Below are 15,056 nucleotides of genomic sequence, written 5' to 3' on the forward strand. Positions count from 1 at the left end.
TGGCAAGCACGAGAGCCCCGGCATCGACAGAGGGCTCCGTAGCAGCAGGGATTGAGAGAGGCGTTATAACCGATGGCCAGCGTCACGCCGGCTGCCGGGGAGGGTGGCTTTGCGCCTCATCTCTCCGGCGGCTCGACAACCACAGCGATCGTTTCCAGCAACCCGATGCCGGCCCGGCCGGCGGCGCCCGCGATCGAGCGCCTGGCTTCCGTGCGGATACTGCGCGGCTCGGCCAATTGGCGCGGAGTCGCGTTGCGCCTCGCCAACCCGGCGGGTGACGACGAGCGTTTCGAGCTTGCGCTGACGGCCGGCGATGGCCGCTCCATCGTGGTCGCCTGTGCCGATGAGGCCGATGCCGTCGCTCTCTGGCGTGATTTCGGCCGCGCCAGCGGCTTGCCGTTGTTGCTCGAGACTGCCGACGGCGTGGTGAGCGAACCCTTCCCGCAGATCGGCCGCGTCGCGCTGGGCCCGGTGCGGATCAGGCGTCGCCACGGCCTGCTCAATGGCCGTCGCCCGCGTTTCCTGACGCGTCGCAAGACCGGACGGATCGCGGAGTTGCCGGTGATCGTTTCCGGCGACAGGCTGACGGATTAACTTGCCAGCAGCGCCCGGCTGATCGTGTCGAGCGCCAGCCCGGCGGCCAGCAGCAGCCCGGCATTGCGGTTCGAGCGGAACAGCACCAGGGCCTCAGGCGAGCTCGCTCCCGCAAGGCGCGTGACCTGCCGGCCGAGATGGGCGGCGAAGGCGGCGAGCCCAAACCAGGCGAAGGCACCGCCGCCGACGAGCCAGATCGCGATACCCGTGAGCAACACCGCCAGCCCGAAGCAGAGTGCCACGGCCTCGCGCGTATGATCGCCGAAATAGCGGGCGCTCGACTTGATGCCGGCGATGACGTCGTCCTCGATGTCCTGCATCGCATAGATCGTGTCGTAGCCGACCGTCCAGGCGATCGCTGCCGCGTAGATCAGATAGGCCGGCGGATCGAGCCGTCCGAAGACGGCGCTCCAGCCCATGAGTCCGCCCCATGAGAAGGCGAGGCCGAGCACGAACTGGGGCATGTTCGTGATCCGCTTCATGAAGGGATAGACCGCGACGATTGCCAGCGAGCCGATGCCGAGCAGCATCGTGAAGCGGTTGAACTGCAGCAGCACGGCAAGCCCGCCGAGCGACAACGCGATCATGAACAGCGCGGCGGCCTTGGCCGTCACCTGCCCGGACGGCAGCGGCCGGCCGCGCGTGCGCGCCACCTCGGCATCCAGCTTGCGGTCGATGATGTCGTTGAAAGTGCAGCCGGCTCCGCGCATGAGGACCGCGCCGATCAGGAAGAGCAGGCTGTGCCAGGGATCGGGATAGGGCCGGCCGGCGGCGATCGCGGCGAGCCCCGCCGCCCACCAGCACGGCAGCAGCAGGAGCCACCAGCCGATCGGCCGCTCGATACGGGCGAGCTTCAGAAAGGGACGGGTCGCGCGTGGCGCCCACGTATCGACCCAATGCCCTTTGAGCGCGTCGGGCAGGACGGTGTCAGTTCCGGGAGTGGCGTGGAGCGGTGCCTGCTCCGGCATGATCGGGCTCGCCGGTTAGAGCGCGCCCTGCGGAACGCGCAGGCCACCGCCGGCGCCGCTCGTGATCGAATCGGCGCCGCCGAACGGATTCGCGCCCTGCGCCTGCTGCTGGGCCCGCCGCTGCATCACGGCCTGCTGTTTGACCGCATTGCAGGCCTGGCCGCGGAACGTCAGAACTTTCTGATTGTCGGTCTTCATGCCGTCGATGAAGGAAGGCGGGATCTGGCACCAATCCTGGTTCGCAGTGGCGAACTTGATGGCCGACTCGCCGTTGTTGGCCAGCCGGCCGAAGGTGCTGCAGGCCTCCTGCGGCGTCATCTTCTTCTTGGCCTTCTGGGAAGCCTGGAGCCGGGCGACGATCGTCTGGCGCTCGACGAGCAGCTTCTGGATCTGCTCGCAGCCGGAAACCTGGGCGCTGGCGGGTGCGGCGGACAAGAACGAAGCCACGGCGAGGCCGACCGTCGCGACTACGCCTGATGCCATCCTGCGCCGCATGATGTTCCTCTCCAGCTTGCCGACCGGGTCTGGCCGATCTTTAAATATGTCCTTAACAGCAGGGCGCTGTTAACGCGAACGACCCTAGCGAGTCTACTCTTCGTATGTCGGAAGTGGCTCGCTGCTAATCGATGATTGTGGCGTTTTTCACGCCGCTCTCAACAGCCTTACCCTTTTGCGGAGACGCCTGCCCACATGTCCGTCCCAGATTTCGCCCGCCATCGGCTCTTCATCGATGGAGCCTTGGTACCGGGTGTGGCGCTTCCGCTGGAGCGCGAGCAGGCGAACTATCTGCTCAACGTCCTGCGCTTCAAGGCGGGCGATACGGTGCTCGTCTTCAACGGCCGCGACGGAGAATGGCTGGCGAGCGTCGTGCCAGAGGGACGCAAGCAGGCGACGCTCGCCCTCGTCAAACAGGTGAAGCCGCAGCCGCCTGCGGGGGATCTGCACTGTCTCTTCGCACCGCTGAAGCATGCCCGCCTCGATTATATGGCGCAGAAGGCGGTCGAGATGGGGGCAAGCGTCCTCCAGCCGGTCATCACCCGGCGCACGCAGGTTTCGCGTCTCAACCTCGACCGCATGCGCGCCAATGCCATCGAGGCGGCGGAGCAATGCGGAATCCTGAGCCTGCCCTCCGTCGAGGCCGAAATGCCGCTGCAGGCCGCTCTCGCTTCTCTGGCGCCGGAGCGGCTGCTGATCTTCTGCGACGAGGCCGCGGGGGAGGCGAGTCCCATAGCGGCACTGGCCGAGCGGGAACCGGCGCCGCTGGCGGTCCTGATCGGACCGGAGGGCGGCTTCGACGAGGCCGAGCGGCAGCTGATCAGGTCTCGGCCGAATACCCTTCCGATCTCGCTTGGCCCGCGCATCCTGCGCGCCGACACCGCGGCCGTCGCCGCGCTCGCCGTGGTCCAAGCCACTCTCGGGGACTGGTCGCGGCGCTGAGCGGAACGCCGGCGCCCCTGCGACGTTCATCAGGCGGGGCATGCGTGGCTGCCGGACAAGGGCCGACTGCGTCCCCGTGTGATGAAACCGATCGGGACGGATTGATGGCTGCGCAGCGCTTCGGAATCGAGGAAGAGTATTTTCTGGCGGATGCCGCGAGCCGTGGCGCCGTGCGCAAGGTGCCGCCCGCCTTCATCGACGATGCGCAAAAAGCCTTTCCGGATGAAGTACAGCGGGAGATGCTGCAATCGCAGATCGAAGTCGCGACCGCGATCTGCACCACGATGGCGGAAGCCCGATCGGCGCTCGCAAGGCTCCGTTCAGGGCTTGCGGATATTGCCGGACGGCACGGTCTGCTGCTGCTGGCTTCCGGCACGCATCCTAGCGCGATCTGGTCGCGGCAGCGCGTCACCGAGGCCGCTCGCTACGATCGCCTGATGCAGGAACTGCAGATGATCGGCAGCCGCAACCAGCTCTGCGGGCTGCATGTGCATGTCGAAGTGCCCGACGAGGACGAGCGTATCCGGCTGATGGCGCGGATCATGCCGTATCTGCCGCTGTTGCTGGCGCTCTCGACCTCATCCCCCTTTTGGCAGGGGCGGCGCACCGGGCTGATGGGCTATCGCCTCGCCGCCTATGCCGAGTTGCCGCGCACCGGATTGCCGGAACTCTTCGTCGAGCCGGACGAGTATCGGTCCTATATCGCCGCGCTGGTGAACTCTGGTGCGATCAAGGACGAGAGTTACATCTGGTGGGCCATGCGGCCTTCGATGCGCCATCCCACGCTGGAGCTGCGCATCGCCGACAGCTGCACCAGCCTCGATGACACGCTTGCGATCGCCGCGCTCTATCGCTGCCTCGTCCGCTATCTCCTGCGCAACCCGGCGGTGAATGCGAGGCCGGCGCCGGCGACGCGCGGCATCGCGCTGGAGAACTTCTGGCGGGCGCAGCGCTACGGCATCCATGGCGGCTTCATCGATGGCGCCGGCACCGGCATGCGCCCGGTCGCGGATATCGTGGAAGGCTGGATCGGCCGCTTGGCGGAGGATGCCTCGGCGCTCGGCTGCGAGGACGAGCTGGCGCGGTGCGGTGTCATCGCTCGCGACGGCACCAGCGCCGACCGGCAGCTAGCGACACACGAAGAGTCCCGCCAGCGCGACGGCGACCAGGCGGCGCTGGCCGCGACGGTCGATTGGATCGCCGCCGAAACCCGCCGCGTTGGGGGCGTGGAGTGCGGCGAAGAGGCAGCGCAGGGCCTGCTTCGCGCCGGCTGAACGGCTTGCCGGCAACTCCGAGGCCTGCTGCCAGCGCCGGACGGCCTTTCGCGAATGCAAGGACCGGGTCGTTGTCGAGCGTTCTGCGCTCGCCTATGTGTGTCCTCCCGCACCTGCTGCCCCCGGCTTCCGCCGGCGAGCTGCTGGTCCTTCATGTCTGTTCTGCCGGAGCACCCATGGCTCGCGACGTGTCCGATTCGACCCCGATCGGTTCGAAGGATGAACTGGTCTCCTGGATCGCAGCCGGCGAGAAACCGGAATCCGCTTTCCGGATCGGCACCGAGCACGAGAAGTTCCCGTTCTACCGCAGCGATCTCGCGCCCGTTCCCTATGAGGGGCGCGCCGGAGCCGGCGGCATCCGTGCGCTGCTGGAAGGCATGCAGCAGCGCCTCGGCTGGGAGCCGATCCTCGATGCCGGCAACATCATCGGCCTCGCCGGCCCTGATGGCGGCGGCGCGATCTCGCTGGAGCCGGGCGGCCAGTTCGAATTGTCGGGCGCACCGCTGGCCACGCTGCATGAAACGCAGAGCGAACTCGCTGCGCATATCGCCGACGTGAACGCCGTCGCTGCCCCCCATGGCATCGCCTTCACGGCGCTGGGCGCATCTCCGCTCTGGACACGTGCCGAAACGCCGATGATGCCCAAGGGCCGCTACAAGATCATGGCGAACTACATGCCGAAGGTCGGCACGCACGGCCTCGACATGATGTTCCGGACCTGCACGGTGCAGGTCAATCTCGACTTCGCCACCGAGGCCGACATGGTGCGCAAGCTCCGTGTCTCGCTCGCCCTGCAGCCGTTGGCGACGGCGCTGTTCGCTTCCTCGCCCTTCCTCGAGCGCAGGCTCAACGGCTTCCAGTCGATGCGCTCCGAGATCTGGCGAGATACCGACAATGCGCGCTCGGGCATGATCGCCTTCGCCTTCGACGAGGGCATGTCCTACGAGGGTTATGTCGACTGGGCGCTCGATGTGCCCATGTATTTCGTCAAGCGCGGCGATATCTATCATGACGTGGCCGGCGCCTCTTTCCGCGATCTGCTGGCCGGGAAGCTGCCGCAATTGCCGGGCGAGCGTGCGACCATCTCGGACTGGGCCAATCATCTCTCGACGCTGTTCCCGGAAGTCAGGCTGAAGCGCTTCCTCGAGATGCGTGGCGCCGATGCCGGCCCCGCCGACATGCTGACCGCGCTGCCGGCGTTCTGGGTGGGGCTGCTCTACGACCAATCGGCCCTCGATGCCGCCTGGGACATCGTGAAGGGCTGGAGCGCGGAAGAGCGCCAGGCGCTCCGCGATGCCGTTCCCAAGAAAGGGCTTGCCGCGACGATCGCGGGCCGCAAGCTGAGCGAGATCGCGGCCGAGGTGGTCGAACTCTCGCGCGCCGGTCTCGTCCGGCGCGCCAGCCGGAACGCTGCGGGCCAGGACGAGAGCGTCTTCCTGGCGCCTGTGCATGAGATCGTGGCGCGCCGCCAAAGTCTCGCAGAACGCCTGGAGGAGCGCTTCCGCTCTGCCTGGAACGGCAAGGTCGAGCCGGTCATGACCGAGCTGAGCCTTTATTAGCTCGACACGCAGGCTCACGCCGGAATCGTGATTTCCGGCGCATTCTGCCGCCGAAATTAACGAGTTGGCGGAAACTTCATGCATAACCTAACGGCATGAAGCAGATCGGCGCCAGCTTTGCGGGGTTCTTGAGCGACGAGCGTGGCGCCACGTCGATCGAGTACGCTTTTATCGCCAGCCTGGTTTCGATCGTCATCCTCGGTGCCGTCACGCTGATCGGCACGCGCCTCAACACACTGTTCGAGGGCGTTGTCCCCGGCCTCGGGAAATAGCCCGCCGATCGGGGCCTCGCCTTATTCCGCCGCCGTCTTGAAGCTCGCCAGATTGTCCAGGCTCTGGATGATGTGCTCGGCCAGCGCGTTCGAGAGCACCGACGGGTCAAAACGGGTGCGCAGCAACCCGATCTTGCACGAGGGCAGGGTGGCGTAACCCTCGGACGGGCCGAGGATGCGCATGCCCGGCCTGACGGCGCTTTCCGGCAGCACCGAAACCGCCAGCCCCGCCAGCACCGCAGCGCCGACAGCCGTCGAGTTCCAGCTGGCATAGAGCACGCGGAAGCGGCGTCCCTTCGACTCCAGCGCATCCACCGCGGCCTGTCGCCAGTTGCAGGTCGGCCGCCCCAGCGCCAGCGGCAACGGATCCTCCTCATGGACGCCATGGCGTGCCGAGGTGACCCAGAGCAACGGCTCGATCCGGATGATCTCGCCCTGACCGCGGCTCTCGACATGGGTGATGATGGCGAGGTCGATGTCGCCGGTCGCGATCCGCTCGGCCAGCATCGGGGTCGGCTCGCAGACGACCGTGACCTCGGCGCGCGGGTTCGAATGGGCGAAGCGGGCGAGGATCTCCGGCAGATAGCGGTCGGCATAGTCGTCGGGCACGCCGAGGCGAATGCGGCCCTTGAGGTCGGCATCGGCGAAGGAGGCGACGCATTCGAGGTTCAGCCGGACGATGCGGCGGGCATAATCGAGCAGGCGCTCGCCATCTTCCGTCAGCTTGGCGTGGCGACCGTCACGCCCGAACAGGGGGCGGCCGACACGCTCCTCGAGCCGCTTCATCTGCATCGAGACCGCCGACTGCGTCTTGAAGACGATCTCGGCGGCGCGGGTGAAGGAGCCGGTATCGGCGATGGCGACAAAGGTCTTGAGCTGATCGGCATCGAGCACATGGGCCATTGGCGATCCCCATCCACTGTTCATCAATTTCAGTGTTGCGAGACATCATAACCATTCGTTTGGCTGATGACCAGAGCCTCGATATGGTCTTCGTAATCTCCGAGTTCCCCCAGTCAATGGTGAGTCCGGACCGGGAGGAGATGCCGAACCATCCTTTCACCCGTCCGCCCCAGGAGGCCGTCATGCTGCTCATGACCATTGCCGCGAAGTCGCTCTCGTCCGTTTCGGTTGGGATCACGCGCATTGCCACGGTGGGTTTCGGCGGGATTGCCCAATTCGTTCGCGCCGTCATCCACCGTCGCGAGGTGATGCGCCTCGCCGAGCTCGACGAGCGCGGTCTCAAGGACATCGGGCTCGTGCGCTCCGATATCGCCGGTGCGCTGGCGACGCCGTGGTTCAAGGACCCGTCGGCCGTCCTCGCGGATCGTTCGCAGGCGCTGACGGACACGGCCGCGGCCCGCCGTGAGCACGCGCTTCTCCATGCGCCGGCCCACCCGAAACGGGCGGCCAACATCGATCTAGCGGTTGCACGCTGCGCCTGACCCCTTGGCGCCAGCGTCCCTGCGGGCGGGAGCTTCGTGCTTCCGCCCTTTTTTATGCCTTGGTTGACGGTTTCCTTCGCCGAATAACGTAAATTTCACCATTCTGACGGAAATCTGCCCGCGGGTGCCGCCATGCTGGCGGCCGCGTTGAACGTGGGCTGTCGGCATGAAACTGTCATTGCGCCTGAAGGACATGCGGATTCGCACGAAGATCGCGATCCCGCTCATCGCGATGGGCCTGATCGGGTTGGGCACCGCGATCTACGCCGGCAACGAATACGCCCGTATCCAGAAGACCTATTCGGACCTGATCGACCAACGCGCCACTGCGATCCTCGACTCGGCCCAGTCGACCCTGGCGACGAGCTACATCCTGCGCGATCTCTACAAGGCGATCGCCTATCCCGAATTCATGAAGCAGAACGCCACGAGCATCGAGGATGTCCGCAAGGGCTACGATCTCGCGCTGCAGCAGCTCACCAACGCCAAGATCAGCTTCCCCGAGAAGCATGCCGAGTTCGACGGGCTGGCGCGTCGGATCACCGAGCTCAAGTCCAAGATCGACGACGTGACCAAGCAGGCTTCGCGCGACGAGGACCTGCCGGCGCTCTCGGTGATGTCTGAGTTGGACCGGGCCTTCGGAACGATCATCGCCGACGCCGTGAAGCTCAACGGCGAGATCAAGGGCGATACGCTGACGGCCGCACACGTGCTCGATGCCGAGGCGCAGCAGCTCGACTGGCTGATGCTGGTGTTGACCCTCGTCGGCACCTTGCTCGGCCTTGCCGGCGCGATGCTGCTCGCCCGGCAGTCCATCACCAAGCCGCTCGACCAGCTCAAGGAGCGGATGGCGGACCTTGCGGCCGGCAACTATGCGGTCGAGATCGACGGCCAGGTGCGGCGCGACGAGCTCGGCGCGATGGCGCGGACCGTGCAGGTCTTCAAGGAGAACGGCCTTGCCGTGCAGCGCCTCGAAGCCGAGACGGCGGAGAGCCGCGACGCTTCTGAGGCCGAGCGACGCATCATCGAGCAGGAGCGCGCCGCCCGCTCGCATGAGCAGGATCGCCTCGCCGCCGAGCAGCGCCAGGTGATGGAGGCCCTTGCCGAAGGGCTCGACCGGCTGTCGCGGGGCGACCTGACGTGCCGCATCGATGCCGAGCTGGCGGCGGAATACGAGAAGCTGCGCGACGACTTCAATCTCGCGGTCGGCCATCTGGCCGAGACGATCCGCACGATCCAGGCGACATCCGGCGACGTCAGCAATGCGGCGCTGGAGATCAACACCGGCGCCGACGACCTGTCCAAGCGCACCGAGGAGCAGGCCTCGTCGCTCGAGGAGACGGCTGCGACCACCGAGCAGCTCGCTGCCTCCGTCAAGGCGTCCGCCCAGTCTTCCCATCAGGCGGTAGCGCTCGCCGACGAGGCGATGGACGTTGCCCGCAAGGGCGGCGCCATCGTTCAGGATGCTGTCGACGCCATGGCGCGCATCGAGGCGGCCTCCCGCAAGATCTCCGACATCACCACGGTGATCGACGAGATCGCCTTCCAGACCAATCTTCTGGCGCTTAACGCCGCGGTCGAGGCCGCACGCGCCGGCGACGCGGGCAAGGGCTTCGCGGTCGTCGCCTCGGAGGTGCGGACGCTCGCCCAGCGCTCGGGCGAGGCTGCCAAGGACATCACCACGCTGATCACCGAATCCGGGGCGGAGGTGGCGCAGGGCGTCGGTCTCGTCCGTTCGGCGGGCGCCGCGCTGGAACGCATCGTCGATGCCTCGCGGAAGGTGTCCGCGACGGTCTCGGAGATTTCCGCCGCTGCGACGGAGCAGTCGCACGGCATCGACGAGATGAGCCAGGCCGTCGCCCATATGGACGAGATGACCCAGCAGAATGCGGCGCTGGCCGAGGAGAGCGCGGCTTCCGCGACGGCGCTCGCCAACCAGATCGAGCGCCTCAACGATCTCGTCGCCAGCTTCCGGACGCGCGATGATGTCACGGCGCTGCGCGGCATCGCAGCCACGATGGCCTCGCCGCAAGGCGATGACGGCTGGGATCAGCGCCTGCGCGCCTGAGCCCTCACTCAGCAAGCCGGGCCGGACGGAAGAGTCCGGCCGCACGCCCGGGCGACCTCAGCGGCGCCCCTGGCCGCCGCCGAGCATGGCATCCAGGATCGACTTCAGCGCGTTCTGGTGATCGTCCTGAATCTGGCGGCCGTGCTCGAACATCTGGTTGAGTGCGTCGAGACCGATCGAGCCGGGTCCGGCGGCCGAAGACGAGGGCGGCGCATCGTCCGGTTCGGGCGCGGGCGGAGCGGGCGCGCGCCGGGGCGGGGCGCTCCGTGGCGCGGGAGCCGGATCAGGCTCGGGGGCCGCACCGCCGAACATGCCGCCGAGGATCTGGCCGAACGCGCCGCCGAACGGATCGGTCGGCGTCGGCTGGGGATTGGCCTGCGGCGGGCCGGCAGCCTGGCCGAACATGCCCTTCAGGATCGCGTCGAACGGATTGACGGGCGCCTGAGGCTGCGGCGGCGGGGGCTGCATCCCCGGCATCTGGCCGCGCATCATCTCGGCGAACTGGCCGAGAATGCCGCCGAGACCTTGATTGCTGGTCGACTTGAACAGACCGCCCATCAGCATCGAGGCGATGATCGGGAGCATCTGCTTCAGGATCGCCTGGCTGACGCCGCTGGTCGCGGCCGCCTGCACGGCGATGGCCTGGCTGACCTCGGGGGAGCCGAAGAGCTGGCTCAGCACGTTGTTGCCGGCCGTCTGCGCGCCCGATGGAATGCCGCCGCCGGCCGCCTCGAAGAAGCGGGCATAGGGCGAGGCCGTCATCATCTGCGCCAGCGAGCCGAAGGCGTAGGGGTCGTGCGTCTGCCGCTGCAGCCCCATCGAGAAAGCCGGAAGCAGCGCGTCGAGCGCGGCCTGGGTCTGCTGCATGTTCAGCCCGTACTGTCGGGCGAGGTTCTGCATCGCCTGCCCGTTCTGGGCCGATTGCATGATATCGAACAGGTTCACCATCGGCGCCTCCCGGCCGGCACTAGCTCCGTGCCTCGGCCGACGATAGCAGGGTGTCGTTGGCTGGCAAATCGTGGGCGGCCCGGCGTTGTGCCGCCTCCCGTTCCAGCCGGCTGATGCCGCGATAGGCGAAGACCAGCGCCAGCACGCCGAAGGCGACCGCCCCCAGTGCCGAGCCGGCGAGCGCGCCCTTCGGCCCGGCGAGATGCGCACCGAGGATGGCGAACGGCATCGTGCCGAGCGTGGCGCGGCCCCAGCTGAACAGCGTCGACAGGAACGGCATGCCGAGATTGTTGAAGGCGGCGTTCGCGACGAAGAGCATGCCGACGAACAGCCACATCGGGCCGGCGATCAGGCAGAAGAACTCGACCAGCTCCGCCGTCAGGCCGGTGGCATGGAAGGCGGCGACGATGGTGCCGCGCAGCGCATAGAGCAGCAGCCAGGAAATCAGGACGCAGGCCCCCGCGAAGATCGCGGAATCGGTCAGGCCGCGCCGCATGCGGTCGAAGCGCCCGGCCCCCCAGTTCTGACCGAGGATCGGCCCGACTGCCCCGGACAGCGCAAACAGCACGCCGAAGGCGACCGGCACCAGCCGGTCCATGATGGCCAGCGCCGCAACCGCCGCATCGCCGAAGCGGGCGACCACGCCGGCGAAGACGGCATTCGCGATCGGGTTGGAGAGATTGGTCAGGATCGCCGGTCCCGCGATGGCGAAGGTCCGGGCGCTGTCCTGCCGCACGAAGCTCAACTTGGGCCGCGCCATCATGCCGTGGACGATCACGGTGCCGTGGAAGCCGATGGCGACGATGATGATCCGGGCCAGCACGATCGCGATCGCGGCGCCGTCCGGTCCCAGACCGAATCCGAAGATCAGCAGCGGGTCTAGCCCCGCAGTGGCGATGCCACCGCCGAGCGTCACGAACATCGCGCGCCTTGCATCGCCGATGGCGCGCAGGATGCCGGAAAAGCCCATGCCTACGGCCATCAAGATGTTCGAGGGCAGCACGATGTGCAGGAAGGAGAGGGCGATCGCATGCGACTGGTCGCGTGCGCCGAGCAGGGTGAGCAGGCGCGGCAATAGCGGCAGGGCGATCAGCGACAGCACGAGGGCGACGAGCGCCGCCAGCACCATGGTCGAGGACGCGATGCGCCGCGCGGCCTGCCGATCGCCGGCGCCGATGCTGCGGGAAGTCAGGGCGGTGATGGCGATCATCAGCCCGACATTCACCGATACCATCAGATAGAGCACGATGGTGGCAAAGCCGACGCCGGCGGTCGCCTCCGGCCGCCCGAGCCAGGAGACGTAGAGTAGCGACAGGAGGTCGACGACGAAGACGGCCATCAGGCCGATCGAGCCCGTCGCGGTCATCACCGCGACATGGCGCATCAGCGGGCCCTCGACGAAGACGGCCCGAGCCGGCCGGACAGAGGCGTTCGTCACAGTTCGGGCTCTCCGACGCCGCCGACCGAGACCTCGGCCCCGCCATCGGCGATGACCTGCTCGGTCTCGGCATTGAGGGCCTTGGACTTGCCCTTCGGCTTCACGATCGGTTCCGGCGTGACGCGCGGCACGCGGTTCAGCGCGGCGGCGATCCCTTCGCTGAACTGGATCTCCATGCGCTGGGCGTCGCGATCGCGGACATGGTCGATCACGAAATCGGCCTCGTCGTGGCTCAGGCCGAGAGCTTCCAGCGTCACGCGCCCGAAACCGAGCGCCGATTCGAAAGTCTCGCGCATCTGGTAGTCGACATTGGCCTTCATCAGCTCGATGGCGTGGATCCTGTCGAAGGCCCGGACATGGACGCGGACATTGGGAAACTCGGCCTTGATCATCTCCACGATCCGGAGGGCCGCGTCCTTGTCGTCTACGCAGACGCAGACCACCTTCGCCCGGCCGGCCCCGGCGGCGCGCAGCACGTCGAGGCGCGTCCCGTCGCCGTAATAGACCTTGAAGCCGAACCGGGCCGCGGCCCGGATCTGCTCGACGTCGGAGTCGATCACCGTGATGTTGATGTGCTGCAGCAGCAGCGCCTGCGTCACCACCTGTCCGAAGCGGCCGAAGCCGACCACCATCACCTGGCTGTCGCTGGTCCCTTCATAATCCTCCTCCATCGTCTCCGGTGTGATGCGCGCCAGCAGCACGGCGTCGATCAGCTTGGCGACGACCGGGCCGAGCAGCATGCTGATGGCAGCCAGAGCGGTGGCCATCGCCGCCTGTTGCGGGTTCAGCAACCCCTGGGCCAGGCCGAGCGGCACAAGCACGAAGGCGAATTCGCCGGCCGGGGAGAGCAGCGCGCCGGCCCGGATCGCCTCGAGCCAGCTCGAACAGGAGATCCTCAGGATCGAGGTGACGACGACGATCTTGAACAGCACGAGCAGCGGCGCCGCCACGGCCAGCAGCATCCAGTTGGCGGCCACCAGCCGGAGATCGAGCGACATGCCGACCGCCATGAAGAACAGCCCGAGCAGCACGCCGCGGAACGGCTCGATGTCTGCCTCCAGCTCATGCCGGAAATGCGAATCGGCCAGCATCACGCCGGCAAGGAAGGCGCCCATCGCCATCGACAGCCCGACATGTTCCATCAGCAGCGCCGCGCCGAGCACGATCAGCAGGGCGGCTGCCGTCATCACATCCTTGGCGCCGGTATTGGCCAGGATGCGGAAGAACGGGTTCATGACGTAGCGCCCGGCCAGCACGATCAGCACCAGGGCGAAGAGCGCGATGCCGAGGCTGGCGAGCGCCCGCATCGGGCTGCCGGCCTCGGCTCCGCCGGTGGTGGCGAGCAGCGGTAGCAAGGCAAGCGCCGGAGCGATCGCCATGTCCTGGAACAGCAGGATCGAGAAGGTCCGCCGGCCGTAAGGCTCGCTGGCGTCGCCCCGTTCCTGGAGCTGCTGCAGCGCGATCGAGGTGGCCGACAGTGCCAGCGCCACGCCCACCGCGACCGCGCCCGCCGCGGAAAGGCCGAACCACCAGCCGAAAAGCCCGATGCCGGCGGCGCTGAGCGCCATCTGCGCCAGGCCCGTGCCGAGAATGTCCTTGCGCATCGAATAGAGCCGCGCCGGCTGCAGTTCGAGCCCGACGAGGAAGAGCAGCAGCACCACGCCGATCTCGGCCGTGCTGCGGATCGCGTCGGGGTCCTTGATGACGCCGAGGATCGACGGGCCGATGACGATGCCGGCGGCGAGATAGCCGAGAACGGCCGATTGCCCGAGCTTGCGGAAGAGCGGGACGGCGATCACCGCCGCGGCGCAGAAGGTCAGGATCGGCGGCAGGTAGCTGACATGCGAGGCGGCGTCGGCCATGCGGAACTCGTGATCGGGAGCGGGCGTGCGGTGGTTTGGATTGCGGTCGTGCGGTGCGACCGGCCATGACCTATCTAGGCTCTGGGCGGCGATCCTGCGAGGGGCAATCGGCGCGAAGCCGCAGGCCGCGCGGTTTCGCTTCCTTGACATCGCACCGATCCCGCCGAAAGAAGACCTTGGACCGATTGGAGTTTGCCCCGCGCGTGACCAAGCCGCCGCTCGACATTCTGCTCTGCGCCCCGCGCGGCTTCTGCGCCGGGGTCGTGCGCGCCATCGACGCGGTCGAGAAGGCGCTCAACCTGCATGGCGCGCCGGTCTATGTCCGCCACGAGATCGTCCATAACAAATACGTCGTCGAATCCCTGAAGCGGAAAGGCGCGGTCTTCGTCGCCGAATTGTCGGAGGTGCCGGACGCGACCCGGCCGGTGATCTTCTCCGCCCACGGTGTCGCCAAGGCGGTTCCGGCCGAGGCGAAGTCCCGCCATCTCTTTGCCATCGACGCGACCTGCCCGCTGGTGACGAAGGTCCATCGCGAGGCGGAGGTCCATCACAAGCGCGGGCGCCATATCCTGCTCGTCGGCCATGCCGGCCACCCCGAGGTCATCGGCACGATGGGCCAGCTCCCCGTGGGCGCCATCACGCTGATCGAGACGCTGGACGACGTTGCGACGCTGAGCCCCCCGGCCGGCCAGCCGCTCGCCTATGTCACCCAGACCACGCTTTCGGTCGACGATACCCGCGAGATCGTCGAGGCGCTTCAGGCCCGTTTCCCGGACCTGATCGCCCCGCACAAGGAAGACATCTGCTACGCCACGACGAATCGCCAGGAAGCGGTGAAGCGCGTCGCCCCGCAGGTCGAGGGGCTGATCGTCGTCGGCTCGCCCAACTCCTCGAACTCGCAGCGCCTGCGCGAGGTCGCCGAGCGCGCCGGTTGCCCGGTCGCGCGGCTCGTCCTGCGCACCGACGAGATCGACTGGTCGGTCTTCGGCAACATCCGCAGCCTCGGCATCACCGCGGGCGCCAGCGCGCCCGAAGTGCTGGTCGAGGAGATCATCGACGCCTTCGCCGAGCGCTACGAGGTCCGCGTCGAGACCGTCTCGACCGCCGACGAGAACGTCTTCTTCCCGCTGCCGCGCGAATTGCGCGGCGAGGCGGCGCCAGCCGCGGCCGAATAATTCCAGCAGAAGCATT

Annotated in this window: 14 protein-coding genes; 8 read left to right on the forward strand and 6 right to left on the reverse strand. The window is 67.5% G+C overall.

What is annotated here, in order from left to right:
- The first annotated feature begins 72 nt into the window (after positions 1 to 72).
- Positions 73 to 594 (forward strand): DUF6101 family protein, encoded by a 522-nt coding sequence (locus AC2FAN_RS12280; RefSeq protein ID WP_485174315.1) that lies wholly within the window; start codon positions 73 to 75, stop codon positions 592 to 594.
- Here the strand turns inward: AC2FAN_RS12280 and ubiA are convergent.
- Positions 591 to 1,562, reverse strand: a complete 972-nt coding sequence (gene ubiA / locus AC2FAN_RS12285; RefSeq protein WP_485174317.1) for a 4-hydroxybenzoate octaprenyltransferase — start codon at positions 1,560 to 1,562, stop codon at positions 591 to 593. The genes AC2FAN_RS12280 and ubiA overlap by 4 nt on opposite strands.
- A 15-nt stretch (positions 1,563 to 1,577) precedes the next feature.
- Positions 1,578 to 2,057, reverse strand: coding sequence for a hypothetical protein (locus AC2FAN_RS12290; protein WP_476804752.1), 480 nt, complete (start codon positions 2,055 to 2,057; stop codon positions 1,578 to 1,580).
- A gap of 195 nt (positions 2,058 to 2,252) precedes the next feature.
- Between AC2FAN_RS12290 and AC2FAN_RS12295 the strand changes: the two genes are divergently transcribed.
- The 4 genes from AC2FAN_RS12295 (at position 2,253) to AC2FAN_RS12310 (ending at position 6,104) form a co-directional block, all read left to right on the forward strand.
- Positions 2,253 to 2,999 (forward strand): 16S rRNA (uracil(1498)-N(3))-methyltransferase, encoded by a 747-nt coding sequence (locus tag AC2FAN_RS12295; protein WP_476804753.1) that lies wholly within the window; start codon positions 2,253 to 2,255, stop codon positions 2,997 to 2,999.
- Positions 3,000 to 3,103: 104 nt separating this feature from the next.
- Positions 3,104 to 4,273: a carboxylate-amine ligase gene (locus AC2FAN_RS12300; RefSeq protein WP_485174319.1), complete on the forward strand. Its 1,170-nt coding sequence runs from the start codon at positions 3,104 to 3,106 to the stop codon at positions 4,271 to 4,273.
- Positions 4,274 to 4,449: 176 nt separating this feature from the next.
- Complete coding sequence (locus tag AC2FAN_RS12305; protein ID WP_485174321.1) at positions 4,450 to 5,832, forward strand: glutamate--cysteine ligase; 1,383 nt, start codon at positions 4,450 to 4,452, stop codon at positions 5,830 to 5,832.
- Between the two features lie 95 nt (positions 5,833 to 5,927).
- Positions 5,928 to 6,104: a Flp family type IVb pilin gene (locus AC2FAN_RS12310; protein WP_265052198.1), complete on the forward strand. Its 177-nt coding sequence runs from the start codon at positions 5,928 to 5,930 to the stop codon at positions 6,102 to 6,104.
- Positions 6,105 to 6,125: 21 nt separating this feature from the next.
- On the opposite strand, the gene AC2FAN_RS12315 is transcribed toward AC2FAN_RS12310, so the two are convergent.
- Positions 6,126 to 7,007, reverse strand: coding sequence for a LysR substrate-binding domain-containing protein (locus tag AC2FAN_RS12315; RefSeq protein ID WP_265052199.1), 882 nt, complete (start codon positions 7,005 to 7,007; stop codon positions 6,126 to 6,128).
- A gap of 182 nt (positions 7,008 to 7,189) precedes the next feature.
- Here AC2FAN_RS12315 and AC2FAN_RS12320 point away from each other — a divergent pair, with 182 nt between their 5' ends.
- Together AC2FAN_RS12320 and AC2FAN_RS12325 are read left to right on the forward strand one after the other, a co-directional pair.
- On the forward strand, positions 7,190 to 7,549 hold the full coding sequence (locus AC2FAN_RS12320) for a DUF1127 domain-containing protein (protein WP_265052200.1): 360 nt from the start codon (positions 7,190 to 7,192) through the stop codon (positions 7,547 to 7,549).
- Between the two features lie 166 nt (positions 7,550 to 7,715).
- A complete protein-coding gene (locus AC2FAN_RS12325; protein WP_485174324.1) occupies positions 7,716 to 9,617 on the forward strand; it encodes a methyl-accepting chemotaxis protein in 1,902 nt (633 codons plus the stop codon).
- A gap of 57 nt (positions 9,618 to 9,674) precedes the next feature.
- On the opposite strand, the gene AC2FAN_RS12330 is transcribed toward AC2FAN_RS12325, so the two are convergent.
- Genes AC2FAN_RS12330 through AC2FAN_RS12340 form a run of 3 tightly spaced genes read right to left on the reverse strand, consistent with a single transcriptional unit; the run spans position 9,675 to position 13,865 of the window.
- Positions 9,675 to 10,562 (reverse strand): DUF937 domain-containing protein, encoded by an 888-nt coding sequence (locus AC2FAN_RS12330; RefSeq protein ID WP_485174326.1) that lies wholly within the window; start codon positions 10,560 to 10,562, stop codon positions 9,675 to 9,677.
- Positions 10,563 to 10,584: 22 nt separating this feature from the next.
- Positions 10,585 to 12,003, reverse strand: coding sequence for an MATE family efflux transporter (locus AC2FAN_RS12335; protein ID WP_265052203.1), 1,419 nt, complete (start codon positions 12,001 to 12,003; stop codon positions 10,585 to 10,587).
- Entirely contained in the window at positions 12,000 to 13,865 is a 1,866-nt protein-coding gene (locus AC2FAN_RS12340) for a monovalent cation:proton antiporter-2 (CPA2) family protein (protein WP_476804758.1), read from the reverse strand. Before AC2FAN_RS12340 ends, AC2FAN_RS12335 begins: the two co-directional genes overlap by 4 nt.
- Before the next feature lie 203 nt (positions 13,866 to 14,068).
- Here AC2FAN_RS12340 and ispH point away from each other — a divergent pair, with 203 nt between their 5' ends.
- Entirely contained in the window at positions 14,069 to 15,040 is a 972-nt protein-coding gene (gene ispH, locus AC2FAN_RS12345) for a 4-hydroxy-3-methylbut-2-enyl diphosphate reductase (RefSeq protein WP_265052205.1), read from the forward strand.
- Positions 15,041 to 15,056: the final 16 nt, after the last annotated feature.

Source organism: Allobosea sp. RIT-PG3_2, assembly GCF_057321085.1.